This window comes from Enterobacter sp. ECC-019 (assembly GCF_043974075.1).
GTDB lineage: Bacteria > Pseudomonadota > Gammaproteobacteria > Enterobacterales > Enterobacteriaceae > Enterobacter > Enterobacter asburiae_D.
In genome coordinates, this window is the sequence record NZ_CP143759.1 from 1,095,682 (window position 1) to 1,120,661 (window position 24,980).

The following is a 24,980-nucleotide window of genomic DNA, read 5'->3' on the forward strand; positions in this document are numbered from 1 at the left end:
TCCACAGGTATTTACGCTGTATGCAGTGTAGGAGGGGAAAATGCGCGCGTATTGTATGAGATTGCGCATTAGCGCCGGGTGACCTGCTTCTGGTAGCGCACGGGGGTAATGCCGTAGCGGTGGGTAAACGCGCGGGTTAAATGCGACTGGTCGGTCAGTCCGGTTGCGGCGGCGACCTCTGCCGCGGGCATGCCGCGGGTGAGGAACGCTTTAGCGCGCCAGAGGCGAATGGCCATCAGCATCTGGTGCGGCGTAACGTGAAAATGGGCTTTGAACTGGCGCTGGAAATGGTAAGGGCTGAGCGAAACGACGCTGGCCAGCTCGTCCAGCGTCAGGGCGCGCATATAGTTGTCGTGCAGATACTCGCGCACGCGTTCGAAGCGGTGCGCGCCTTCCAGAACCACCGGCGCGTGATGGGCAAACGGCCGGAAGGTCTCAATCAAATCCAGCAGCAATCCTTTTTGCGCAAGCGGATCGTCCGTGTGCCACAGGCCGTAAATGAGCCTGCCGATTTGCTGCGAGCGCAGCGGGTCATGACGCGTGACATCGCTAAACCACCAGTGCCGGAGGCCGGTCACCTCTTCCAGCAGGTCGGGTTCGATATAGACCATCCGGTAGCGCCAGCCGCCTTCGGTGGCGGATTCACCGGTATGGATCTCGTCCGGGTTCATGGTGACAACGGATTTTTCCGCCGCAAGATGCTGGGTACCGCGATAGCGAAAGCGTTCGGCACCGGTTTCAATCGTGCCGATCCCGAAGGCTTCATGGGTGTGAGGCTCAAAGGCGTAGTCAGAAATATGCGCGTGATAAAGCTCCAGGCCCGGCAGCTGCGCCAGATGGCGAAAGCGCGCGCTGTCTCTTTCATCAGTAAACTGTTCCGGTACGCCTTGCACGGTAAGCCTCCTCGTGGTCATCTTTTCATTATCAGAGATGACCGGCGTTTATGCACTAAACATCTTTGCCCGGACGGTCTTACGGTAATCCCCCGGTGAAACCGTTGTTTTATGCTTAAACTGGCGATTAAAGTGCGCAATATCCTGATATCCAACCGCATTCGCGATCTCCTGAATGCACAGATTGGTGGATTGCAGCATTGTCATGGCGGATTCAATTCTGGCGGTTAATAAATACTGCAGCGGAGACATGTCGGTGGCATTTTTAAAGCGGCGATTAAAGTTGCGCAAACTCATGCCAGCCATATCTGCAAGATTTTGCATGGATATATCCGAAGCGCAGTTGGCTTTTATCCAGATTTGAATTTGAACAATGTCTTCATCCGGATGGGGTTTGTTTTCTTCACTGTAGCATTGACGCTCAAACTGGCTACGAATCTCATGGAAAAATGTCCGTTGGGTATGTGTGGCTACCCGTTTCCCGTATATCGTTTCTATAAAATGGATCGTCAGGTCTGATAGGGCCTTAACGCTTGCGGCGCAGAAAATATTATCGGCCTGAGTGAGGAAATGTTTTGTTTGTAATTTTACGGTGGGGTAGTCGCGCGAGAATTGTTTGAAGTAGTGCCAGTGGGTGGTGGCGGGCTTCCCGTCGAGCAGTCCCGACTCCGCCAGAAAACAGCAGCCCGTTCCGACGGCGGCGATGCGGGTTCCTCGCGCGGCCTGCTCGGTCAGCCATTCCAGGAGTTCAGGCTGTTGTCTGACCACTCCGCGAGGATTGCGCCACAGGGCAGGAAGATAGATAACGTCATAGTGTCTGTCTGCGGCAAGGGTGGTATCGGCGGTAATGCTAAAGCCACTGTGCGTCAGGATGGGCTCACTGTTTATGCCAATGGTATTCACTTTCAGAATATTCTCCGGGCGACAGAGCCTGAAGGATGACTTCTCCGGTTTGTGCGTGTCTGCGTGGGATGTTGTTTTTTGCTCTGCTAAATAGCTACTGGCTGCGGCTTTCCACATTTCAATCGGAAGACTGAGACCGGAACTTAGCATGCGTTCGCATAACACAAATCCTATTTGTGTATTTGTCATTTTTGATTAATACCTGTTTTGACTATTATTTTTGGTAGCTCATCGTTGTCCTGGCCAAAAAAGTCAGCATTTTGGCTGGATTTTCATATTAGCTTTTGTTGGTAATTTGTAAACTAATATCTGAAATTATCGCACTTACTTAACAAAATAAATCCACGACCACTACAGGATGAATTATGGTGAAATTACCCGTAATAACGGCTTTTGGCGGCTATGGTCCAGCTGGTCGTAGTTCTTCACATCATGCATTTCGTCGAATGATTATTGAGTCATTATCGGAAGAGGAAAGGCAGGAGACGTTATTATCGTTAGCCATCCTGATGGGCGTGCTTAAATATGATGAGGGCGGGTATTGCGACAATTCCGGTAAAAGATTTACACCTGCTCAGGCTGCCGAGAGGATAAAAGACGAGGCGCTTGAGGGGACCCTTATCAGAAAAATCACGCGCGACTATTTTGATGTCGATGCTATCGCCAGCCATGCAAAAATGAATATGGTTTCAGGCGAAGAAGGATTCAGTTTTAATATATCTGCCAGACAATTACCTCAACCCTTACCGGCGGGATGGCACGTTGAAGAATTAGGGGATCAGCGTGTCCGTATCACCGTTCAGGGAGAGATGGACTGTAAAATTGAGGCGTTGCTGCGCACGGAGGTGCAGGCTGCCGGGCTGCTGCCGCAGGGATTCCGCCCGGGCGACCACTACAATTCGCAGTTCCATCCGCGGGCGTTACAAATGGCGATTGTCGGGGCATCTGACGCCATCAACGCCCTGGGGATCCCGTGGCGAGAGGTTCAGGCAAAAATCACGCCGGATCAGCTCGGCGTCTATTCGGGCAATATTATGGGGCAGCTCGACGATTATGGCTTTGGCGGGATGCTGCAGTCGCGCCTGAAAGGCCATCGCGTCAGCGCCAAGCAGTGTCCGCTGGGCCTGAACAGCATGTGCGCCGATTTCCTCAATGCGTATGTGCTGGGTAGCGTCGGCCATACCAGCGCCACGCTAGGGGCATGCGCCACGTTTCTGTATAACCTGAATGCGGCGGTTGAAGATATCAAAGCGGGGCGCATTCGCGTAGCCGTCGTGGGCAGCGCCGAAGCGCCGGTCACCTCAGAAGTGATTGAAGGATTCGATGCCATGGGCGCCCTGGCAACGGAGAGTAAGCTTAAGCATATTGATGAAAAGGAAATGGCCGACTGGCGTAACAGCAGTCGCCCGTTTGGCAACAGCTGCGGTTTTGTGATCGCGGAATCCAGCCAGTATGTTGTGTTAATGGACGACGAGCTGGCGCTGCAGCTTGGCGCAGAGATCCACGGTTCGGTGGGGAATGTCTTCATCAACGCTGACGGCTTTAAACGTTCTATCGCGTCACCGGGGCCGGGGAACTACATCACCATGGCGAAAGCCGTAGCCTCTGCGGTATCAATGGCCGGGATGGAGACGGTGCAGAAGGGATCGTTTATTCAGGCGCACGGTTCAAGCACGCCGAAGAATTGCGTCTCCGAGGCGGATATTTTTGACCGCGTTGCGCAAGCCTTTTCGATTCGTGACTGGCCGGTGACGGCAGTGAAATCGTATCTCGGCCACTCCCTGGGGCCCGCCAGCGGCGACCAGCTGATCGGCTGCCTCGGCGTCTTCCGCTACGGTATTTTGCCGGGAATTAAAAGCGTGTCGCACATTGCGCCGCAGGTGAACAACGCACGCTTAACCATTCCTCTTCAGGACTGCAAATTAGAGGAAGGCCAGGGACAAATCGCCTTTATTAATTCAAAAGGCTTTGGCGGTAATAATGCCACGGGGGTGGTTTACTCGCCAAAGCTTACCCATCAATGGTTGCGCAAACGCTATGGGGACGCGGTGTTTGCGGAATATCAGCAGCGCAACCGCCAGGTGCGACGTCAGGCTAACGCGTACGACGAGGCGGCTTCGCAGGGGGAACTCAATGTCATTTATCTGTTCGGCCAGCAGGGCATAAATGAGGAAGATATTAAGATTGATATGAATGGCATCACCATTCCCGGATTTGAAAAGCCGATAACGTACGCGACGGATAAAGAATACCCGGACTTTTAATCGTTATATCTTATTTTATTATTAATAAATAAATGTGCTTGTATTTTCTCAGGCGCCTTACCTTTGTGTACCACTAAACAGGAGAAAGAGAGTGGCTAATCTCAGTGCAATACTGATTGCCTTTGGCTGGAGCGGTATTGTTGTCGGCATAATGATGGGCGGATTAATGGGGATGTATGCTTTTAAGGGACCGTTTCGCGCCCCCAAAGGACATGAAAACTATACCGATTTAAATCGCAGAATGTTAAGACTGGCACATATTGCCTTTATTATGCTGCCGTTAATATCAATGCTCTATGGCATGTGTATTGATGACCTCGCCGTGTCTTATACCTATAAATATTATGCCGTTATTTGCATGATGATACTTTCGGTTGGTATTCCGGTTCTGCTGATTGCATCGTGTTTTTATCTGCCATTTAAATATGTGCAGGTTATACCGTTTAGCTGTGGAATGTATGCGTTAGTCGTAATGGCAATTGGCAGGGTTTCAGCCCTGTAAACTATCACCTACCTGAGATATAAAAATGAAAACGTTACTGAATACCCGCCAGTTGGGTCGGGACGCTATTGTCGCGACCGTAGATAAGCACGTTTATACCGAAAACCGCGCATTTGCCAACAGGCTTATTGACCGGATTGAATCCCATCCGCTGATGCGCAGCCCTATATTGTCAAAAATGAACAGCGGTGAAGTCGATCTTCAACAGATGCGCGTATTCCATCTGGAGTTTTATCACGCTTTTGCGCAAGTCTTTACCGATGCCGTGATTGAAGCGTTAAGCGCGGCAAAACAGCTGGAAGCTCCGCTGGGCGCGCAGGCGAAAATGGCGGCCCGTTTTCTGCTGCAAATCAACCTGCTGGATGAGCTGGGCTTCCACCCTGGCGAAGACGCCGAGGGCAATTACAACGGCCAGCCCGCGCTGGCGCACTACGTGCAATTCTTTACGACCATCCAGCAACTGGGGATGACGGAACACGAGGTGAAATCCTGGCTGCCGATGTCCAGCTCCCTGGCCTGCCGCGCAACGTTTGAAAACGCCTATGGCGACTATACCCAGCTGGTGGGTTTGCTGGCCGTGGCCGAGACCGTCTTCCATGACTTCGCCACGCCGTGGGCCAAAGGTGTTGATAAAGCAACGGATATTGACGTCACCAGGGGTTATCACAGCATCCATGTAGAAAGCGAAACGGGAGAGTCCATTGAAGATGGTCACTCCGAAGATGCATGGATCCTGTTCTGCCAGGCGCTGACCGCAGACCGCTATGCCGAGATGGAACAGCGCGTCGATCTCTGGCTGAAGGTATGGAACGACTTCTGTAACGATCTGCTGGCTGGCCGCGCCGGAAAATAATCTTTTCACCCTCAATACATTTGAAAATATAGAGCGAATTATGATGCCGTCTCATCAGTTGTTTAACAGGGGATATCATTCCTTCAACCAGCTTTTGCCCGAACTTGCTGTTCAACAGACTACTCAGACGGCATTTGAATTCGTCCGCAGCGCCAGAGATATTCACAGCCAAAGCTATGACCAGTTACACCAGCGCGCCGCGTCGCTTGCACAATCTTTAATGCAATACGGGCAACGGGGCGACCGGGTAATATTGCTTTATCCGGATGGTGAAGATTTTATTGGCGCTTTTTTTGGATGTCTTTATGCCGGCAGGGTGGCGGTTCCCGTCCCGATGCCCGCAAAATCGTCAGGGAGTGCGTGGGAGCGTTTTGCCGGCGTATTACGTAATGCGCAAACGGACTGTATTGTTACGACAGCAAAGGGAGCAGAAACGCTAGGCCAGTTATCACTTCCGTTATCCCCGCTTATTTTTACCTTCGACAAACCAGACACAGTTGCGCTACCTGCGGGCTATCGTCTGCACCATCTTGAGCGCACGTTCTCCGGGGCATTTCACCCCGTTCCGGTAGCAGAAAACGATCTGGCTTTTTTACAGTACACCTCGGGCTCGACGGGCTCTCCGAAAGGCGTGATGGTGACCCATGGCAACCTCTGGGCTAACTCGCATGCCATTCACCGCTTTTTCGGCCACCACAGCGAAAGCCGGGGCACGATCTGGCTGCCGCATTTTCATGATATGGGGCTTATCGGCGGGCTACTGCAGCCCGTGTTTGGCGCATTCCCCTGTCGGGTGATGTCACCCATGATGCTAATGAAAAACCCCCTTAACTGGCTCAAACAGATTTCCGACTATCAGGCGACAACCTCCGGCGGCCCTAATTTCGCCTACGAGCTGTGCGTGCGTAAGATTGGCCGAGAGCAGGTTGAGGCATTGGATCTTTCGCGCTGGGATGTGGCCTTTTGCGGCGCAGAGCCGATTCGGCCCGCCACGCTCCAGCAGTTTAGCGAGCACTTTGCGCCCGCAGGGTTTCGGCCCGGCGCGTTCCTGCCCTGCTACGGCATGGCGGAAACCACGCTCATCGTCACCGGAATGGACAAAGGACAGGGGCTCCGCGTTTCCGACGAGGCCGGTGCGGTGAGCTGCGGGCAGGCTCTGACTGATACCGAGGTGCGTATCGTCGATCCTGACCACCATCAACCGCTTGCTGACGGTGAGAGCGGGGAAATATGGCTGCGTGGTCCGAGCGTTGCCGCAGGATACTGGGACAATGACGCCGCCACGCGCGAAACCTTCCAGGCGTCTCTGGCTGGCCATCCGCACCCGTGGCTGCGCAGCGGCGATATGGGTTTTCTCCAGTCCGGTCATTTGTACGTCACCGGACGGCTCAAAGAGCTGCTGATTATCAACGGTCAGAACCACTACCCGACGGATATTGAAGAGACGATCCGTCAGGCCGATCCCGCGCTGGCGGAAGCGACGGTTTGCGTGTTTGCCAGCGAAGCCGAACGCCCGGTTGCGCTGCTTGAGCTGATGACACGTCATAAAAATGACCTCGATATGGCGGCGCTGACCCCGCGCATTACCGCGGCGGTGGCGGAGCGTCACGGTATTGCGCTGGATGAACTGCTCCTTGTCGAACGAAGGGCAATCCCCCGCACCACCAGCGGGAAATTACAGCGCACCCGCGCGAAAGTGATGTATCAGCAGGGGACCCTGGACGTGGCGTGGCGCAACCGCCAGGCCGCGTCTAAACCTGGCGTAACCGAGGGGGAAACCCCACCCGCGCTGGCGGCGCTGATTGCCGGGATAATCAGCAGCGCGATGAATACGACGATCGGCGAATCCCAGTGGGATGACGCGTTTACCCGCTTTGGCATGAGCTCTCTGCAGGCGGTGGGCGTCATTGGCGAGCTTGAACAGCGGCTGGGCCGCGAGCTCTCTCCGGCGCTGATTTATGACTATCCTACCATCAATCAGCTGGCGGCCGCGCTGGGACAACCCGCTGCGGCCCGGCCGGTCAGCTCAGCCGTCACAGAGAGCGCCATTGCGGTGATCGGCATCGGCGTGGAGCTGCCGGGGCATAGCGGCGTGGAGGCGCTGTGGTCGCTGCTGCAGCAGGGCCGCAGCACGACCGGCGAGATCCCGGCGCACCGCTGGCGTACCTCGTCCCTTGACGGTTTTAACCGTAAAGGCAGTTTCTTTGACGAAGTCGACGCGTTCGACGCAGGCTACTTCGGCATCTCTCCCCGTGAAGCCGTCTATATCGATCCGCAGCATCGTCTGCTGCTAGAAACCGTTCAACAGGCGCTAACCGATGCCGGTCTAAAGGCGTCATCCCTGCGCGGTAGCGATACGGCGGTTTATGTCGGGATCAGCGCCAGCGACTATGCCCTGGCCTGCGGCGATAACGTCTCGGCCTATAGCGGCTTAGGCAACGCGCACAGTATCGCGGCCAACCGAATTTCTTATCTTTATGATTTTAAAGGGCCAAGCGTCGCCGTTGACACGGCCTGTTCTTCCTCGCTGGTGGCGATAGAGGGGGCAATGCAGAGCCTGCGGAGCGGTCGTTGCGCTCTGGCCATTGCCGGAGGCGTTAATCTGGCGCTGACGCCGCATTTGCAAAAAGTCTTCACCGACGCCCGGATGCTGGCCCCCGACGGCCGGTGTAAAACCTTTGACGCCCGCGCGGATGGCTATGTCCGCGGCGAAGGGTGTGGCGTCGTGGTGCTCAAGCCGCTGACGCAGGCGCTGGCGGATGGCGATCGGGTTTATGCCACGCTGGTGGCGAGCGCCGTGAATCAGGACGGCCGCAGCAACGGCATTACCGCACCAAATGGTCCATCGCAGCAGGCCGTCATCCGGCAGGCGATGGCGGACGCCGGGGTGGATAGCGATAAGATTGACTATATCGAAGCGCACGGTACGGGAACGGCGCTTGGCGATCTGATTGAATATCAGGCGCTGGAGGCGGTGTTTGCGGACCGGAAAAAAACCGCGCCTGTCCAGGTGGGTTCGATTAAAACCAACGTTGGCCACCTGGAGGCGGCGGCGGGCGTGCTGGGCGTGGTGAAAGCGTCTCTGATGTTGCACTACCGGCAATACGTTCCTCACCTCAATTTCCAGCATAAAAACCCACATATTGCGGCGATTAGCCGTCATGTTGAGGTGAGTGGCGCGCAGCCTGCCTCATGGCATGTCGATGGTGAAGCACGCTACGCGGGCGTTAGCAGCTTTGGCTTCGGCGGTACCAACGGTCACGTGATTTTGCGCAGCGCGCCAGCGGTGGAAAAACGCCAGGAGCCCGCTGCGCCGCACGGCCTGCTTCTGATCGGTTCTCATGATGAAGGGGCGTTTACCCTTCAGCGGGAGGCGGTCAAAAAAGGGTTATCTACATGCCGGGAGAGCGATATCGCCACCTGGTGCCGGCTGGTGAACACCCGCTACGACGCGGCCCGCTATCGCGGCGTGGCGTATGGCGCGGATCGCACCCAACTGGCAGAAAGCCTTGCGCAGCTCACGGCCTGCAAGGCGGGTAAAGCCCCGCCCCAGGTATGGCTCTTCCCGGGGCAGGGCACCCAGCAAATCGGCATGGGTGCCGAGCTGTATCACCATCTGCCGCACTATCGCACCCAGTTTGACGCGCTGGCGACGACCATCCAGCAGCGCTATCAGATTGATATCACACAGGCGTTATTTGCCCGAGACGATAGCTGGCAGCGCTGCGCCAGAACGTGTCAGCTTTCCTTATTTGCCTGTAGCTACGCGCTTGCTCAGAGCGTGATGCAGTTCGGCCCGCGTCCGGCAGCCGTGATGGGCCACAGCCTGGGAGAGTACTGCGCGGCGGTTATCGCCGGCTATCTCTCGCTGGACGACGGGCTGGCAATGGTTCATCAGCGCGCGCTGCTGATGTCAGCCCTGACGCAGGAAGGGGCGATGGCGGTCGTCTTCAGCGGCGAAGCCGACGTCCGTCAGATGATTACCCCCTGGGCGGGCGACATTGATATTGCCGCATTCAATACGCCGACGCTGACCACCATAGCTGGCAGCCAGACGGCGATTGACGCCTGCCTTCAGGCCATTTCTTCTCAGGGTGGTCACGCCAGAAAAATTAAAACCGCCAGCGCATTTCACTCCTCGATGATGGATCCGATCCTCGGTGCCTGGCGCGAGTGGCTGGTCAACAACGTCACCTTCACCCGCGGGACGATCCCGTTTTACAGCAACCTGAACGGCGAGGCGTGCGACCGCACCGACGCCGACTACTGGACCCGGCAAATTCGCCAGCCCGTGAGTTACCTTCAGGGCGTGCAAAACGTGCTTGCGCAGGGTGAGTTCACCTTTATCGATCTGAGCGCGGACAGTTCGCTGGGCAAATTTGTGACCGCAACCGACCGCCGTCACCAGGTGCTGGCCGCAGGCGATCGGAGACATGAGTACAAATCACTGCTGACGCTGCTGGGTACGCTGTGGCAGCAAGGGTACGACATCAACTGGAGCGGGCTTTATCACGCGACCACGCGGGAGGCGCTAGCCCTGCCCGCAATCCAGTTCTGCCGCAAACGTTACTGGCTGGCGGGTGAGACGTCAGCGCAGACCCCATCTGCAAAAGAGGACGCTATGTCAAATCAACATCATTTAGCCGCTGAAATAAAAGCGATTATTGCCGGTTTTCTTGAGGCGGATCCCGCCGCGCTTGACGACTCTCTGCCCTTCCTGGAAATGGGGGCGGACTCGCTGGTGCTGCTGGATGCCATCAATACCATTAAAGACCGCTACGGCGTGGCCATCCCGGTGCGGGCGCTGTTTGAAGAGCTTAATACGCTGGATGCGGTGATCGGTTATGTGGTGGAGCACGCGCAGCCAGCGGCGGCGGCTCCGCTCAGCCCCCTGGAAACCGCCGGCCAGGCGGCACCGCCTGTCGTGGCACAGCAGGGCGCCAGCAGGCCGGTGCCTGATACGGTTCAGGATCTGATTGCCCGCCAGCTGGAGCTTATGTCCCAGCAGCTCACGCTGCTCAACGGCACGGCGCAGACTCTCCCGATGCCAGCCGCACCCGCGACGCCGGACGTTATCGCGCCTGCGCCTGTCGCGACCACGGCCGCACCGGTGAAGGCCAGCGCGCACAACAGCTGGTTTAAAAAAGAGACCAAAAAGGTCTCCCTCGGCGCTGAACGCGACCAGCATCTGGCGCAACTCACTCAGCGGTTTGTCGATAAAACGGGCGGGTCGAAACGCAATGCTCAGCAATACCGCGCCGTGCTGGCGGATAACCGGGCCTCTGCGGGCTTTCGTTTATCCACCAAAGAGATGCTTTACCCCTTAGTCGGGGAGCGCTCTCAGGGTTCGCGCATCTGGGATGTCGATGGCAACGAGTATATTGATTTTACGATGGGGTTTGGCGCTAACCTGCTGGGACATGCGCCGGACTGTGTCCAGCAGGCGGTCGCCAACCAGCTGGCGCAGGGCATGCAGATTGGGCCGCAAAGCGCGCTGGCGGGCGAGGTGGCAACGCTCATCAGCGAGCTGACCGGCCAGCAGCGCGTGGCATTTTGTAACTCCGGCTCTGAAGCGGTAATGAGCGCCGTGCGCCTGGCGCGGGCCGTGACCGGGAAAAATAAAGTCGCGCTGTTTAGCGGCTCGTATCATGGCGTGTTTGACGGCATTCTAGGACGACAGCAGGGGGGCGAAACCCCCGAGCGCGCCACGCCGATTGCCGCAGGCACGCCGCCATCGCTGGTGGACGACCTGCTGGTGCTCGACTACGGTAGCGAAGAGAGCCTGGCGCTTATCGCCCGCTATGCCGCCGAGCTGGCGGTGGTGATCGTTGAGCCGGTGCAGAGCCGTTATCCCGATCATCAGCCGCGTGACTATCTGCATACCCTGCGTGAACTGACGACGGCCCACAACATTGCGCTGATGTTTGACGAAGTGATCACCGGTTTCCGTCTGGCGGCCGGTGGCGCGCAGGCATATTACGGCGTTCAGGCGGATATCGCCTCCTACGGAAAGATTGTCGGCGGCGGTATGCCGATCGGCGTGATTGCAGGCTCTGCCCGCTTTATGGACAGTATCGACGGCGGATTCTGGCAGTATGGCGATGACTCCTGGCCGCAGGCTGAACTGATCTTCTTTGCCGGTACGTTCTCCAAGCATCCGCTGACCATGGCGGCAAGCAAAGCCGTGCTGGAGTACATCAAAGCCCATCCGGCGCTGTATGATGACATCAACCAGAAAACCGCGCGTCTGACGATATCGCTAAATACCTGGTTCTCTGCAACCGGTACGCCGATTGAGATCGTCTCTGCCGGCAGCCTGTTCCGTTTCAAATTCAACGGCAACTACGACATCCTCTTCCACCACCTGATGCTGCGCGGCATTTTCATCTGGGAAGGGCGTAACTGTTTTGTCTCGGTCGCACACACGGACGAGGATATCGATCGGTTTATTGCGGCAGTGAAAGAGAGCGTTAGCGCCATGCGCGTGGACGGCTTCTTTGGGGAGGCGGGATTGCGCCCCGACACGCCTTATGCCGTTGCAGACAGCCAGCAGCGCTTTCTGCAGCTGGCCGCGCAGGATGAAAGCGGCCTGTTGGCCGGGACGATCGGCGGCGTCATTGAAACGCCGCGCAATGTAGACAGCGACATCATGCGCGCCGCCTGGCAACTGCTGTGCGAGCGCCATGACGCGCTGCGGATGCAGTTCACTGACGCAGGCGAACTTCAGGTGGCCCTGGCGCCCACCGTCGACGTCTGCGAGGAATACGCTGCGCCTGCCGCCTGTCTCGCTGATTTTGCCGCGCGTCCTTTTGATCTTACCGCCGCGCCGCTGGCTCGCCTGCTGCTGGTCCGCCATGAGGGGAAAACCACGCTCGCCATCTCGGCACATCATTCGGTGGCGGATGGCTGGTCGTTTATGGTGATGCTGCGCGAGCTGCTGCATCTTTACGATGCCCTGGCGTCGGGTAAACGTCCTGAGCTGGCGGCTGCGGCAAGCTATCTGCAGGTCATCCGTGCGCAGAACATCGTCAGCGAGGCGGAGCTATCTGCGCGTATTGCGGCGCTTCCTGTGCGCCGGGCAACGCCAGACGCCCTTACCGCGCTGGTACCCTCCCGGACGTATCAGGGGCAGCGGCTGGTACAGCGCCTGTCGTATCCGGGCCTGACCGGGCAGCTGCGCAAAGCCTCTGCCGAGCTGCGGGTGACCCGCTTCGCGATGCTGAATGCGCTCTTTACCCTGACCCTGGAGAAGGCGTTCGGCCACGCTCCGGTGCCGGTCGGCGTGCCGGATGCCGGGCGGGATTTCGGGCAGGGCGACGCGCTTGTCGGTCAGTGCGTCAGGCTGTTGCCGCTGTGTATCGACAGCGCTGTCTGCGCGTCGGTGTCCGGGGTCGCCAGGGCAATCCATGACGGTATCCTCGCCCAGCGCGGCGAGCCCGCAATGCCGTCACGCTGCTTCCACGGTCAGGATGCGCCGCTTCCGCTGCTGGCGACCTTTAACGTCGAACCGCATGCTCCGCTGGCAGAAATGCGGCAGTGGGAGGCCAGCCTGTCGCTGCTCCCGATCGGCGCCGTCGAATTCCCGCTGATGGTTAATATTCTCGAGACGAAAGAGGGGTTGTCCATCGAGCTGGATTACCAGATGCGCTATTTCACCGAGGAACGTGCGCGCGCGTTGCTGGCGCATTTCCTGAAGGCGATAACCGTGCTGGCCGAGCAGGGAGAAGAGGCCGTCGAAGCATTATTCTCATCGTCAGAGGCGCTGGCCGCATCATGAAAAAGCTGACGATTATCGTCCTCGCGGGCGCCGTGCTAGCGTTCGCTGTAAACCTGCTGATCGATGCCGGACTGTTTTATCGGGTGCAGGAGAGCGGCGGGGAACAGTGCCAAAAAATAACGGGCATTGAGGGCGCGGAGGATATCGCTCCCTTATCGGACGGCGGGGCGATAGCCAGTAGCCTCAACCGACACGGCAGCGCGCCCGGGGCGCTGTATTACCTCAACGGCAGCGACAAGCCGCAGCGGTTGGCTGGCGACTATCCGGATGCCTTCTTCCCGCACGGCATCGATGTCTGGCAGCAGGAGGGCGAGACGTGGATCTACGTGGTGAACCACCGCCCGCAGGAGGACAGCATTGATGTGTTTCGCTTTAATCGCGCGCAGATGCGTCTTGAGTATCAGCCCGCCCTGTCGCGCGCGGTCGGCAACAACATCAATGATATCAGCGTCATTGATAAAACCCACTGGCTGCTGACGCGGGACCACCGGTGGAAGGGCTTCGCGGGACGCGTGGAGGACTATCTGCGGCTGCCGCTGTCCAGCGTTCTGCTGGCAGACGAGGCGGGGCTGCATACCCTGATTGATGGCCTGCATTTTGCGAACGGCATTTACTACAACCGACAATTGGGGCGTCTGTACGTGGCGGAAACCACCCGCGGTGCGGTGAGCAGCTGGGCGTGGCAGCCGAACGAGGCTGCGCCCGTCCTGCTGGGGCGCTTCAGCGGTCTGCATGGCGTCGACAATATCCTGCCTGACGGGCAGGGAATGCTGGTGGCCGCGCACCCGCAGCTTCTGAAGCTGGCCGCCTATCAGAAAGAAGCACAGGCACGTTCACCGTCCATGGTGTGGCGGCTGACAACCGGCGCACAGGGAGCGATCGCTCAGGCCAGTATGCTCTATCAGAGCCACGGCGAAGCGCTGGCGGCGGTCAGCGTCGCTGCGCCGATGGGCGGAAAGGTGATGATGGGCAGCGTCTTTGACGACGGACTGCTGCTGTGCGGAGAGCAATAAGATGCTGAAGAGATGGTTTTCCCGACGCGGTCATTTTCAGGGGACGCTTGAGGGACGGGTATTCCCCCTGACGTCCGGCCATACGCTCCTCGAAAGCGCGCTCAACGGCGGTGTTTCCCTGCCGTATAACTGCCAGGTCGGCTCGTGTAAATCCTGTCTTTGCCGGGTAACGAGCGGCAAGGTGCGTTCGCTTGTCGACCTGCGCTATTTGCTCAGCCCGGAGGAGATTGCCGCTGGTCACGTGTTGGCATGCCAGTGCCTGCCGGAATCGGATGTCACGCTGGCCGCGGCATCCACGACCTGGACGTCTGCGCAAATTAAGCAAGTTGTCGCGCTCTCATCAACGGTATGGCGCGTGACGCTGCTGGCGGAGCAGGCGCTGCCCTTTCAGCCAGGACAATACGTTCAGGTCGGTCTCGAAAAGGATAGAGATATCCGGAGCTTCTCCGTCAGCTGGCCGAGCCGGGGGCGAGAGATTGTTCTGGATATCACGCGCCGTGAAGAGGGGCGACTCTCCCCGCTGCTGTGTGATGAACGGGGGGCTGGCCGGAAGGTGTGGCTCTCAGACTGCCGGGGGCAGTTCGGCCAGCAGGATGATGGTAACGGTCCGCTGCTGGCCATCGCCAGTGGATCGGGACTGGGAACGACGCTGGGTCTTGTCCGCGCCGCGCTGGCGCGTCATCCCCACCGCGAGGTCATGCTGATCCACGCGGTTCGCAGGCGGCAGGACAAATTCGACCTGCCTGAGCTGCAGCGTCTGCGTCAGCACTATCCCGGTTTTCACTTTCTGCACGCGTTATCCCGGGAGCGTGAGGTTCAGGTGCAGGAGCTGGCAGGCCGTATTACCTGCTGGCTGGACGACTGGCGTGCCCTCTATCCCCGCCGGACGGCGGTAGCCGAATGGCGCGTCGTGATTTGCGGCAATCCAGCGCTGGCGCAGTCGTGCCGGCAAAGGCTGCTTGCCGGAGGGGTGATGAGCCACCTGCTTGAAATGGACTGCTTCTCCCCGCCGGTCGGTGCAAAAAACAGTCATAACAATAAGGAGCCCGTATGTTGAGTTACCTGAGATTTGCCCTTGTCCCCTGCGTTTTTTTACCGCTAACCGCGCTAACCACCCTGCTCGGCGGCGTGTGGATCGTCGTTTCCATGCTCTGCGTGACGCTGAGCTATGTCCTTTTCGATAACGCAACCACGCACGACACCGCCGATCGCCACTACCGCCTCCCGGCGCTGCTGGAAATCATCCCGTATTTCCAGCTTCCGGCCGCGCTGCTGGCGTTGTTCACTCTTATCTGGCAGGCCGCGCCGGGCGATCTGCTCGGGTTTGGCGCATGGCTTTCCGCCCTGACGGGTCACAACATCATGGCGTTGCATAACCTTGCCCTGCCGGAGCTGCTGCTTGCGGCGGCATCCACCGGCTATACCATGAGCACCAATACCGTGGTGGCCCATGAGCTTATCCATAAAACCCACAGTCTGGCGGCGATGGTGGTCGGGCGCTGGCTTCTGGCGCTGGTCGGCGATGCGCAGTTTTCGATTTCACACGTCTATTCGCATCATCCTAACGTGGCGACCCCGGCGGACGGCGCGACGGCGCGTCGTGGGGAGACTGTGTATCGCTTCTTTATCCGTTCTTCTTTGTCGCAGTATGTTGAATCCTGGCAGGTGGAAGCGCAGCGGCTGTCGCAGCAGAACCGGCGCGGCGCCATGTTGGCGAACCGGGTGATGCGCGGAGTGCTGATGAGCCTGCTGATCGTGGCGGTCTGCTTCACGGCGGCGGGCGTCAGGGGCGCGCTGGCGTGTCTGGTGACCATGCTGGTGTCTAAATTCCTGTTTGAAACGGTGAATTACATCCAGCACTACGGTCTGGTCCGCCTTCCCGGCACGCGCGTGGAGCCGCGACACAGCTGGGATTGCAATAACCGGGCCTCGTCGGCCGGTCTGTTGAACCTGACGCGCCACTCCGATCATCACACCCATCCCCGTCGTGAATACTGGAATTTGCAGGCGCACAGCTACGCGGTGGGAATAGAAAAAGGGTATGTCGCTCATATTTTTTACGCGCTGATACCGCCACTGTGGTTTAAACGAATGGAAGCAAAACTCGCGTACTGGGACGAACATGTTGCCAGTGACGCAGAGCGTGCCTTGATCCGTCAGTCTGAATCATCCGCGGTTAATTCCACTGTTCCCTGTGTTTCTGGAGAGTCCCATGAGTGAGCAATTTGATCGACTGATTGAGCAAGCCTACCAGCAGTATCGTGGACCCGCCTACCTGCGCTCTCCGATGGTTTCATGCGTGAAGGCCGGTATCCGCCTGATGGATCGGGTTGTGCCGGGGGCGACCGCCGACTGGCTGGGCAATCGGTTTTTTACGCCGCGCCGGGTGCCGACGCGTGCAAGCGATAAGGAGATGACGGCGCTGGCGAGCCGCATTGAGTCCCTCCCTCTGAGTAATAGTAAACATGCGGTGGTGTACCGCTGGGGCAGCGCGGGACCCACCGTACTATTAGCCCACGGCTGGGAGTCGAGGGCTTCCCACTTTGGCAGGCTGATCAAGACGCTGGTCGAAAAGGGCTTTCAGGTCATCGGGTTTGACGCTCCCGCGCATGGCAACGCGGCAGGGCGTCAGAGCAGCATCGTCGAGTTCATTGAAATTATTGAACAGCTGGCGCAGCAGGAAGGCGGTTTTGACGCGATTGTGGCGCACTCTTTTGGCGGTTTATCCGTCATCAATGCGGTAAAAGCGGGATTGCGGACCCGCGCGCTGGTTATCGTAGGGGCACCGACGCACTTTAGCGGGCTGGTCACCAAATATGCCGCGATCCTGAATCTCCCGGGACGCCAGCAGCAGAGGTTACGACGGTATATTGAAGGGTACTTTGGCATTGGCGAGGCGGTCTGGCAGCGCTTTAACGCCTACGAGGGGCTGCAGCAGGTCGATCAGCCCGCCCTTGTTATTCACGACAGCAGCGATGACATCGTATTGCGGGTTGAAGCTGAATGCCTGGTTAACGCCTGGCCTGGCGCGAGGCTGGCAGAGACCCACGGTCAGGGGCATAATCCGCTGCGCCGTCCGGGGGAGGGGATCGACATGGTGATGACCTATCTGGCCCCCTTGCTGGCGTCAGGCAATGATCGTGATAACCCTGTCGCCTGAGAGCTGATAATAGCCCTGGATCCGGCTGCCCTGTACGCGTTGGGGGGAAAGCGTCCGGGTCAGCTCCAGGGTGATCCTGTGCTGTTCAGGCGCGATGTGGCACACGCGGGCCGCGTCAAAATCGAGGACGCGGCCAACGTCAGGATAGAGCGCTTTATAGAGACTCTCCTTCGCGGAAAAGGTCATTAATAGCGCGCTGGCTTCGCCGAACGGGCTGGCGGCAAGGCACTCCCGCTCCTGCGGTGTGGTAAACAGGTGCGCTGTCCGCTGGATCGTCTCGGGTGCCAAAAACTCAATGTCGACGCCCGGCGTCAGCCCCGACGCCTCTGGGGCAACGACCGCCAGCGCCCACTCATGAGAATGTGACAGGCTTCCCCGCCAGCCGGAAGGCCACACCGGAGAACGATCCGGCGCGCTGCCCGGCGTAGCGTCACAGCCCCAGGATCTCAGCACCCGTTGCGCGGCGTAACGTGCCGCAAGATACTCCGCCCTGCGTTTGACCACAGCGCTATCGAGCTGACCGGGAAAGGGGATGCCCCAATGAGCAAAGAGCCCGTCATGGTAATCGTGCACAGTGAATGAGACCAGGCAGTAGCGCAGAGCGGGGAAAGGGTCGACGTTGCCCATCTCAACGGAGTGAATAAAAGGGGGCGCTGAATCTGTGTTTATCGCAGTAAACATAGCGGGGTATCGGTATCTGTCGGGGGAACAGAATGCCATATAAGTGCGGGCCGGGTAAGAGGAATGACCCGGCCGCAGGAAAAAACGGCCAGGCCGTTACAGAATGGCTTTAATGCTCTGCGCCAGCGGCGTAGTCGCGCGCCCGATCAGTCTGCTCAGCGTATGGCTATCGTCAAAGAGTCCCCCTTTGGACGCACCCACATCGGAGTCCGCCAGCATATCTGCCAGCCCTGCAGGCAGGCCGACGCTTTTCAGCGCGGCGGCAAAATCCGCTTCACTGAGATTCTGATAGGTGACCGGCTTCCCGCTCTGCTTGCTGAGTTCAGCCGCCAGTTCGCTCAGCGTCCAGCCGTGGTCGCCCGCCAGTTCATAGATCTTGCCTGCATGGCCCTCTTCAGCGATCACTTTGGCTGCCGCCGCGGCATAGTCTGCACGGGTCGCAGCGGCAATTTTGCCTTCGCCTGCCGCACCAATAAACACGCCGTGTTCCAGGGCAGGCGGCGCGCTCGCCAGGTAGTTTTCGGTATACCAGCCATTGCGCAGCAGGGCATAAGGAATGCCGGACGCCGCCAGCGCTTTTTCAGTGGCAACGTGTTCAACGTGCAGACCCAGCGGTGATTTGTCCGCATGCAGCAGGCTGGTGTAGGCGATAAATTTCACGCCTGCCGTTTTGGCGGCGTTAATCACGTTCTGGTGCTGGGTTGCGCGCTGGCCGACTTCGCTGGAAGAGATCAGCAGCAGCTTATCCACGCCGCTCAGCGCGGCGGTGAATGCGGCTTCATCCGTGTAGTCAGCCTGACGCACCACAATTCCCTGTTGGCTTAAGGCCTGCGCTTTCGCCGGGTTACGTACGATGGCCACAATCTGGTTGGCCGGTACGGTTTTCAACAGCTGTTCGATAACGAGATGGCCAAGCTGGCCGGTAGCGCCGGTAATCGCGATCATGATGAATCTCCTTCGTGTTTGTCTGGTGTTGTGGCACACTAGCACCATAGCTAACTTTTAGTAAGTACGTACAAAAAGGTAAGTATGAAAACAACGATACCAACGCTCAGCGAACAAATGCGCGATGGCAATCTTTTCGCGGAGCAGTGCCCTTCACGCGAGGTACTCAAACACGTGACCAGCCGCTGGGGTGTTCTGATTCTGCTGGCCCTGCGCCAGGGAACGCATCGCTTTAGCGATCTGCGCCGTAAAATGGGCGGGGTGAGCGAGAAGATGCTGTCCCAGTCACTTCAGGCGCTGGAGCTGGACGGGTTTGTCGATCGCGTGTCGTATCCGGTGGTGCCGCCGCACGTAGAGTATAGTCTGACGCCGCTGGGCGTTGAGGTGAGCGAGAAGGTCGCCGCGCTGGCGGACTGGATTGAGGTGAATACGCCGAAGGTGATGGCGAACAGGGACGATCGTGCGGCGTAAAAGCCGGGTGGCGGCTTCGCCTTACCCGGCCTACCCGTAATCTTTCATCCCGTAGGCCGGGTAAGCGAAGCGCCACCCGGCACAATCACCGCTACCTGCTCAAATCCACCTGATAAATCGCGAACCCGATATCATCCGTTGCGACCTGCTTCATTGGATACTGCGCCTTGTTCTTAATGAACGCGGCTGCTTTATCGGACGGTGACGTTTCGAAGCGGATATCCAGTTTCGTATCGCTGTGGATCGGCGCGAGACGCCAGTTGTTATCCACTGCCGGATGAATTTCGCCCGCCTTTTTTGACTCCGCGCTGATCCACGCCGCCAGCACCGAGCGGTTCTCGTCCGGCGAGGCAAAGGCGATGTGGCTATCTCCCGTACCGGCAAACTTGCCGCCGTAGGCGCGGTAGTTATTGGTCACCACCAGGAAGGTGGCATTCGGGTCAATCGCCTTGCCGTTGAAGGTCAGGTTTTTGATGCGCTCCGCCTGCGGGTTAATCGCCTGACACTCGCCGTCATATTTCGCCGGCTGGGTGACGTCAATCTGGTAGTTCACGCCGTCGATCACGTCGAAGTTATAGGTACGGAAGCCGTCCCAGTTAATCAGCGACTGCGGCTTACTGCTGTGCGGGTCAATCTGGTTAAACTGTCCGGCAGAGCACTCCAGCCACTCTTTCACCTCCTGGCCCGTCGCTTTTACCACCACCAGCGTGTTCGGGTAGAGGTAGAGATCGGCGGCGTTACGGAAGGTTAGCTGGCCCTTTTCGACTTCAACATAGCTTGCCGGGTCATTCTTACGCCCGCCCACCTTGAATGGCGCAGCGGCTGACAGGACCGGCAGTTTTGCCAGATCCGGATCGCCCTGCACAAAGTGTTTCGCATAGGCTTTCTGCGCCATGTTGACGACCTGAACGGTCGGGTCGTCCTGAACCAGCGCCAGGAAGCTGTACATGTTGTCGGCGGATTTGCCGATCGGCTTGCTGACGAATTCGCGCGTGGCGTCGTGATCGTGCTTCAGCACGTCGACCAGCTTTTTATCTTCAGCCGCCAGAGATTTTTTAGCCGCAGCGTCGTAAATCGGGCGTGCCTCTGCTTTTGACTGCGTCACCTTCCAGCTGCCGCTGTCGTTATTCAGCACCAGATCCACCACGCCAAGATGGTCGCCCCACATGCCCGGCATCACCGACGGCACGCCGTTGAGCGTCCCTTTCTCAATGTCCGCGCCTTTGATGCTGGTGAAATCTTTGCCCGGGAAGACCGCGTGGGCGTGGCCGAACAGGATCGCGTCGACGCCCGGAACTTTACTCAGATAGTAAACGGAGTTTTCTGCCATGGCCTGGTACGGATCGGCGGAGAGACCCGAGTGGGCGACAACGACCACCAGATCGGCACCTTTTTCGCGCATTTCCGGCACGTATTTGCGCGCGGTTTCGGTGATGTCGTTAACGGTCACTTTACCGTCGAGGTTGGCTTTATCCCACGTCATGATCTGCGGCGGAACAAAACCGATATAGCCGATTTTCAGCGTCTGTTTTTTGCCGTCCTTGTCGACGACGTTTGTCTCTTTAATCAGATAAGGGGTAAAGAGCGGCTTTTGGGTCTTAACGTCGATGATATTGGCGTTAACGTACGGAAATTTCGCACCGGCCAGCGCGTCATGCAGGTATTTCAGACCGTAGTTGAATTCGTGGTTGCCAAGGTTGCCGACGGTATAGTCCAGGGTGTTCATCGCCTTATACACCGGATGGATCTCGCCTTTTTTCAGGCCCCTGGTCGCCATGTAATCCCCGAGCGGACTACCCTGAATGAGATCGCCATTGTCGACCAGCACGCTGTTTTTCACTTCGCCACGCGCCGCATCGATCAAACTTGCCGTGCGTACCAGTCCGAATTTTTCCGTTGGGGTATCTTTGTAGTAATCGAAGTCCATCATGTTGCTGTGCAGATCGGTCGTTTCCAGAATACGCAGATCTACCGTCGCCGCCTGTACGCTTGCTGCAATCAGCGTCGCCAGAAGCGTTGCACTAAACTTAATCATCAGAGGAGTCCTTTTTTCGATGCAGACCACAAAAGAGTATGTATCTATAGCGTGTTGCTTACAGAAATGTGAATCCTGACAGAAAAAAGTAACCTGAAACCGGAATTGCTTCACAGATAGCGGAATTGTTCACATTACGATATAACTAAAACAAAGAGTTAACCTCACTGCGTTAACAAAGAGGTGGAAAATGCTAGATAAAATTTGTCAGCTCGCACGGGATGCGGGAGATGCCATCATGCAGGTGTATGACGGTAGTAAACCTATGGAGGTGGTCAGCAAAGCCGACGACTCTCCGGTCACGGCGGCGGATATTGCGGCGCATAAGGTGATACTGAAAGGGTTACAGGCCTTAACGCCGGACATCCCCGTTCTGTCAGAAGAAGCGCCGCAAAGCTGGGAAGAACGCCAGCACTGGCAGCGCTACTGGCTGGTCGATCCGCTCGACGGGACAAAAGAGTTCATCAAGCGCAACGGTGAATTTACCGTCAATATCGCCCTGATTGAGAAGGGAAAAGCGGTGCTGGGCGTAGTTTACGCGCCGGTAATGAAGGTGATGTACAGCGCCGCCGAAGGGAAGGCGTGGAAGGAAGAGTGCGGCGTGCGCAAGCAGATCCAGGTGCGCGATGCGCGTCCACCGCTGGTGGTGATTAGCCGCTCGCACAGCGACAGCGAGCTGCAGGAGTACCTGCAGCAGCTGGGTGAACACCAGACCACGTCGATTGGCTCATCGCTGAAATTCTGCCTGGTGGCAGAAGGCCATGCGCAGCTATACCCTCGCTTTGGGCCAACCAACGTCTGGGACACCGCAGCAGGTCATGCCGTTGCCGCGGCCGCCGGGGCGCACGTTCATGACTGGCAGGGCAAGCCGCTGGACTATACCCCGCGCGAATCCTTCCTCAACCCCGGCTTCCGCGTCTCTATTTATTGAGCCAGCAGCTTATGCAGCAGGTCGACAACCTGCTGCACCTCTTCCTGGGTTAACGCGCCGTCTTTCGCCCACTGTACGCGGCCCTCTTTATCCAGCACGATAATCGCGGAGCTCTCTTCCTCAAGCTGCCAGGCCTTACGGGTTACGCCGTTGCTGTCGACGATAAACTGCGACCACGGATAGAGCTTTTTATTGCTTTCAAGGCTTGAGCGCACAAACATCCCGGAGCCCGGAATCGCGTCATCGGTATTCACGATCGTGGTGGTCTGGTAGCGGTCGTGAGGGAATTTTGCGGCCTTGATCGCTTCTACAAGGTTGGCATTTTTCTCTTTTGCAGATGTACGACCGGCAATATGTTGTACAACTCTCACTTTGCCCGCGAGCTGCGCGCTATTCCAGGGTTTGTAGCTAAACTTATCATTGTCGAGAATCAATTCTCCCCGGTCAGCAATGCCGACTGGCGGTACACGTTGTCCTTTTTCTATGCTGTGAGCGGAAGCCCACAGGGGCAGCAGCAGGCAGGCTGCTGCAAGGATATTACGTAGGGTCATGGCGTTTCCTTATTGTTTGCAGGTGATCCGACCACTTGGTCTTGCGCTTTTAATCATAAGTGCGATCAATGGGGTTTTCCCGCAATCCCGATGCCAGTTTGCGGGTGAACGCACATATCCATGAAAAAACGACGGCTTATACTGCGCTCAGTCACGCTTTGCAAAGATTATTCTGAATAATTGTAATCAAACGGTAAATAAACTTATGCATACTGGGTTACATCGTTGTTCTGGTCTATAGTCATTGGGCATTAAAATTTGCGCTCAGGACAGTCGGGCCGATTGTGGCACCGCAAGAGCGTATGATTCGCAGGAGATACAAGAATGAAAATTTTCCAACGCTACAACCCGCTTCAGGTGGCGAAGTACGTGAAGATCCTGTTCCGTGGACGGTTGTATATCAAGGATGTTGGCGCTTTTGAGTTTGATAAGGGCAAGATCCTTGTCCCAAAAGTGAAGGACAAACAGCACCTGTCTGTGATGTCCGAAGTCAACCGTCAGGTTATGCGTCTGCAAACTGAGATGGCTTAACCAACGTGCTATGCAGTAGTTAAAAAAACGGCTCCCGATGGGAGCCGTTGATGTTTGTGGGGGCTGGTGTGTTATGCCGAAACCTTCTCTTCCGCGTCCGGCAGCCTCGGCACCAGTACGGTCGGTTTGTTGTCTATGCGCGTCACCAGCAGCTGGTCGATGCGGTAGTTATCAATATCCACCACCTCAAACTTGTAGCCGGAGAACTTCACCGAGTCGGTACGTTTCGGGATTTTACGCAGCATAAACATCATAAAGCCGCCGATGGTCTCGTAGTTGCCGGACTGCGGGAACTCGTCAATATCCAGCACGCGCATCACGTCTTCAATCGGTGTGCCGCCATCAATCAGCCATGAATTATCGTCACGCTGAACAATCTGCTCTTCCAGCCCCTGGCCAACCAGGTCGCCCATCAGCGTGGTCATCACGTCGTTCAGGGTGATAATACCCACCACCAGCGCGTATTCGTTCATGATAACCGCGAAGTCTTCCCCGGCGGTTTTGAAACTTTCCAGCGCTTCTGAGAGCGTCAGGGTGTCCGGCACAATCAGGGTATTGCGGATCTGCACGCCGCTGTTGAGCGCCAGGCTCTGGTTTGCCAGCACGCGGTTCAGCAGGTCTTTGGAGTCGACGTAACCGATGATGTGGTCAATATCTTCATTACAGACCAGGAACTTGGAGTGCGGATGCTGCGCCACTTTGTTCTTCAGGCTCTGCTCATCTTCATGTAAATCGAACCAGATTATGTTCTCACGGCCGGTCATGGAAGACGGCACGGTACGGGATTCCAGTTCGAATACGTTCTCAATCAGCTCGTGTTCCTGCTTGCGCAGCACCCCGGCCAGCGCGCCGGCTTCCACGACCGCATAAATGTCGTCAGACGTGATGTCGTCTTTACGCACCATCGGTAGCTTAAAGATGCGGAAAATGACGTTCGCCAGGCCGTTGAAGAACCACACCAGCGGACGAAACACGTACAGACAGAAGCGCATCGGGTTGATGATACGCAAAGCCACAGCTTCTGGCGCAATCATACCGATGCGTTTCGGGGTCAGGTCTGCAAAGAGAATGAACAGGCCGGTTACCAGCGAGAAGGAGAGGATAAAGCTCAGCTGTTCGGCCAGCTCAACGGACATGTACTTAACAAACAGGCTATAAAACGCCGGGGAAAACGCCGCATCACCCACGATACCACCGAGAATGGCTACCGCGTTGAGGCCAATCTGCACCACGGTGAAGAACATGCCGGGGTTTTCCTGCATTTTCAGGATGCGGGTAGCATTGATGTTGCCTTCATCGGCAAGCAGCTTCAGTTTGATTTTACGGGACGCGGCCAGCGAGATCTCAGATATCGAGAAAAATGCACTGACGGCAATCAGACAAAGTATTACTAAAATACTGTTTAACATAGTTTATCCGGCTTCTCGCCAGATCCTCTGAAGGGGAGTTGATACCATTTGTGTGAAGACA

Annotated in this window: 18 protein-coding genes; 11 read left to right on the top strand and 7 right to left on the bottom strand. The window is 57.3% G+C overall.

Going from position 1 to position 24,980, the window contains the following annotated elements; genetic code table 11:
- Window positions 1-68 precede the first annotated feature (68 nt).
- Both V1566_RS05125 and V1566_RS05130 read right to left on the bottom strand, forming a co-directional pair.
- The gene (locus tag V1566_RS05125; protein ID WP_395305234.1) at window positions 69-893 is read right to left on the bottom strand and encodes an AraC family ligand binding domain-containing protein; all 825 of its coding nucleotides are present in this window, start codon (window positions 891-893) and stop codon (window positions 69-71) included.
- 48 nt (window positions 894-941) lie between these two features.
- Window positions 942-1,985, bottom strand: a complete 1,044-nt coding sequence (locus V1566_RS05130) for a GlxA family transcriptional regulator (RefSeq protein ID WP_395305235.1) — start codon at window positions 1,983-1,985, stop codon at window positions 942-944.
- Window positions 1,986-2,161: 176 nt separating this feature from the next.
- On the opposite strand from V1566_RS05130, the gene V1566_RS05135 reads away from it, so the two are divergent.
- The 8 genes from V1566_RS05135 to V1566_RS05170 all read left to right on the top strand — a co-directional run bounded on the left by V1566_RS05135 (window position 2,162) and on the right by V1566_RS05170 (window position 17,365).
- Window positions 2,162-4,060 (top strand): beta-ketoacyl synthase, encoded by a 1,899-nt coding sequence (locus tag V1566_RS05135; protein WP_395305236.1) that lies wholly within the window; start codon window positions 2,162-2,164, stop codon window positions 4,058-4,060.
- Between the two features lie 91 nt (window positions 4,061-4,151).
- Window positions 4,152-4,562 (top strand): membrane protein, encoded by a 411-nt coding sequence (locus V1566_RS05140; RefSeq protein ID WP_024907308.1) that lies wholly within the window; start codon window positions 4,152-4,154, stop codon window positions 4,560-4,562.
- A 25-nt stretch (window positions 4,563-4,587) separates the two neighbouring features.
- On the top strand, window positions 4,588-5,415 hold the full coding sequence (locus V1566_RS05145; protein WP_395305237.1) for a hypothetical protein: 828 nt from the start codon (window positions 4,588-4,590) through the stop codon (window positions 5,413-5,415).
- Between the two features lie 43 nt (window positions 5,416-5,458).
- Window positions 5,459-13,192, top strand: coding sequence for an aminotransferase class III-fold pyridoxal phosphate-dependent enzyme (locus V1566_RS05150; RefSeq protein WP_395305958.1), 7,734 nt, complete (start codon window positions 5,459-5,461; stop codon window positions 13,190-13,192).
- The gene (locus V1566_RS05155; protein ID WP_395305238.1) at window positions 13,189-14,205 is read left to right on the top strand and encodes an arylesterase; all 1,017 of its coding nucleotides are present in this window, start codon (window positions 13,189-13,191) and stop codon (window positions 14,203-14,205) included. Before V1566_RS05150 ends, V1566_RS05155 begins: the two co-directional genes overlap by 4 nt.
- Window position 14,206: 1 nt before the next feature.
- A complete protein-coding gene (locus V1566_RS05160) occupies window positions 14,207-15,262 on the top strand; it encodes a 2Fe-2S iron-sulfur cluster binding domain-containing protein (protein WP_395305239.1) in 1,056 nt (351 codons plus the stop codon).
- A complete protein-coding gene (locus V1566_RS05165) occupies window positions 15,256-16,425 on the top strand; it encodes an alkane 1-monooxygenase (protein WP_395305240.1) in 1,170 nt (389 codons plus the stop codon). The genes V1566_RS05160 and V1566_RS05165 overlap by 7 nt, the downstream gene beginning before the upstream one ends.
- Window positions 16,418-17,365 (top strand): alpha/beta fold hydrolase, encoded by a 948-nt coding sequence (locus tag V1566_RS05170; protein ID WP_395305241.1) that lies wholly within the window; start codon window positions 16,418-16,420, stop codon window positions 17,363-17,365. Before V1566_RS05165 ends, V1566_RS05170 begins: the two co-directional genes overlap by 8 nt.
- Here V1566_RS05170 and V1566_RS05175 read toward each other — a convergent pair.
- A complete protein-coding gene (locus tag V1566_RS05175; protein ID WP_395305242.1) occupies window positions 17,333-18,046 on the bottom strand; it encodes a 4'-phosphopantetheinyl transferase in 714 nt (237 codons plus the stop codon). The two genes, V1566_RS05170 and V1566_RS05175, sit on opposite strands and share 33 nt — an antisense overlap.
- A 96-nt stretch (window positions 18,047-18,142) precedes the next feature.
- Entirely contained in the window at window positions 18,143-18,991 is an 849-nt protein-coding gene (locus V1566_RS05180) for an SDR family oxidoreductase (protein WP_395305243.1), read from the bottom strand.
- Between the two features lie 84 nt (window positions 18,992-19,075).
- Between V1566_RS05180 and V1566_RS05185 the strand changes: the two genes are divergently transcribed.
- Window positions 19,076-19,462, top strand: a complete 387-nt coding sequence (locus V1566_RS05185) for a helix-turn-helix domain-containing protein (protein ID WP_023334278.1) — start codon at window positions 19,076-19,078, stop codon at window positions 19,460-19,462.
- A 91-nt stretch (window positions 19,463-19,553) separates the two neighbouring features.
- On the opposite strand, the gene V1566_RS05190 is transcribed toward V1566_RS05185, so the two are convergent.
- The gene (locus tag V1566_RS05190) at window positions 19,554-21,497 is read right to left on the bottom strand and encodes a bifunctional 2',3'-cyclic-nucleotide 2'-phosphodiesterase/3'-nucleotidase (protein WP_395305244.1); all 1,944 of its coding nucleotides are present in this window, start codon (window positions 21,495-21,497) and stop codon (window positions 19,554-19,556) included.
- A 190-nt stretch (window positions 21,498-21,687) separates the two neighbouring features.
- On the opposite strand from V1566_RS05190, the gene cysQ reads away from it, so the two are divergent.
- A complete protein-coding gene (cysQ, locus tag V1566_RS05195) occupies window positions 21,688-22,428 on the top strand; it encodes a 3'(2'),5'-bisphosphate nucleotidase CysQ (RefSeq protein WP_024907298.1) in 741 nt (246 codons plus the stop codon).
- Here the strand turns inward: cysQ and V1566_RS05200 are convergent.
- Window positions 22,422-22,979, bottom strand: a complete 558-nt coding sequence (locus V1566_RS05200) for a YtfJ family protein (protein ID WP_023334281.1) — start codon at window positions 22,977-22,979, stop codon at window positions 22,422-22,424. The two genes, cysQ and V1566_RS05200, sit on opposite strands and share 7 nt — an antisense overlap.
- A 324-nt stretch (window positions 22,980-23,303) precedes the next feature.
- Here V1566_RS05200 and V1566_RS05205 point away from each other — a divergent pair, with 324 nt between their 5' ends.
- On the top strand, window positions 23,304-23,510 hold the full coding sequence (locus tag V1566_RS05205) for a DUF1107 domain-containing protein (protein ID WP_008501430.1): 207 nt from the start codon (window positions 23,304-23,306) through the stop codon (window positions 23,508-23,510).
- 71 nt (window positions 23,511-23,581) lie between these two features.
- Here the strand turns inward: V1566_RS05205 and V1566_RS05210 are convergent, their stop codons facing one another.
- Window positions 23,582-24,919, bottom strand: coding sequence for a hemolysin family protein (locus tag V1566_RS05210; protein WP_395305245.1), 1,338 nt, complete (start codon window positions 24,917-24,919; stop codon window positions 23,582-23,584).
- Window positions 24,920-24,980: the final 61 nt, after the last annotated feature.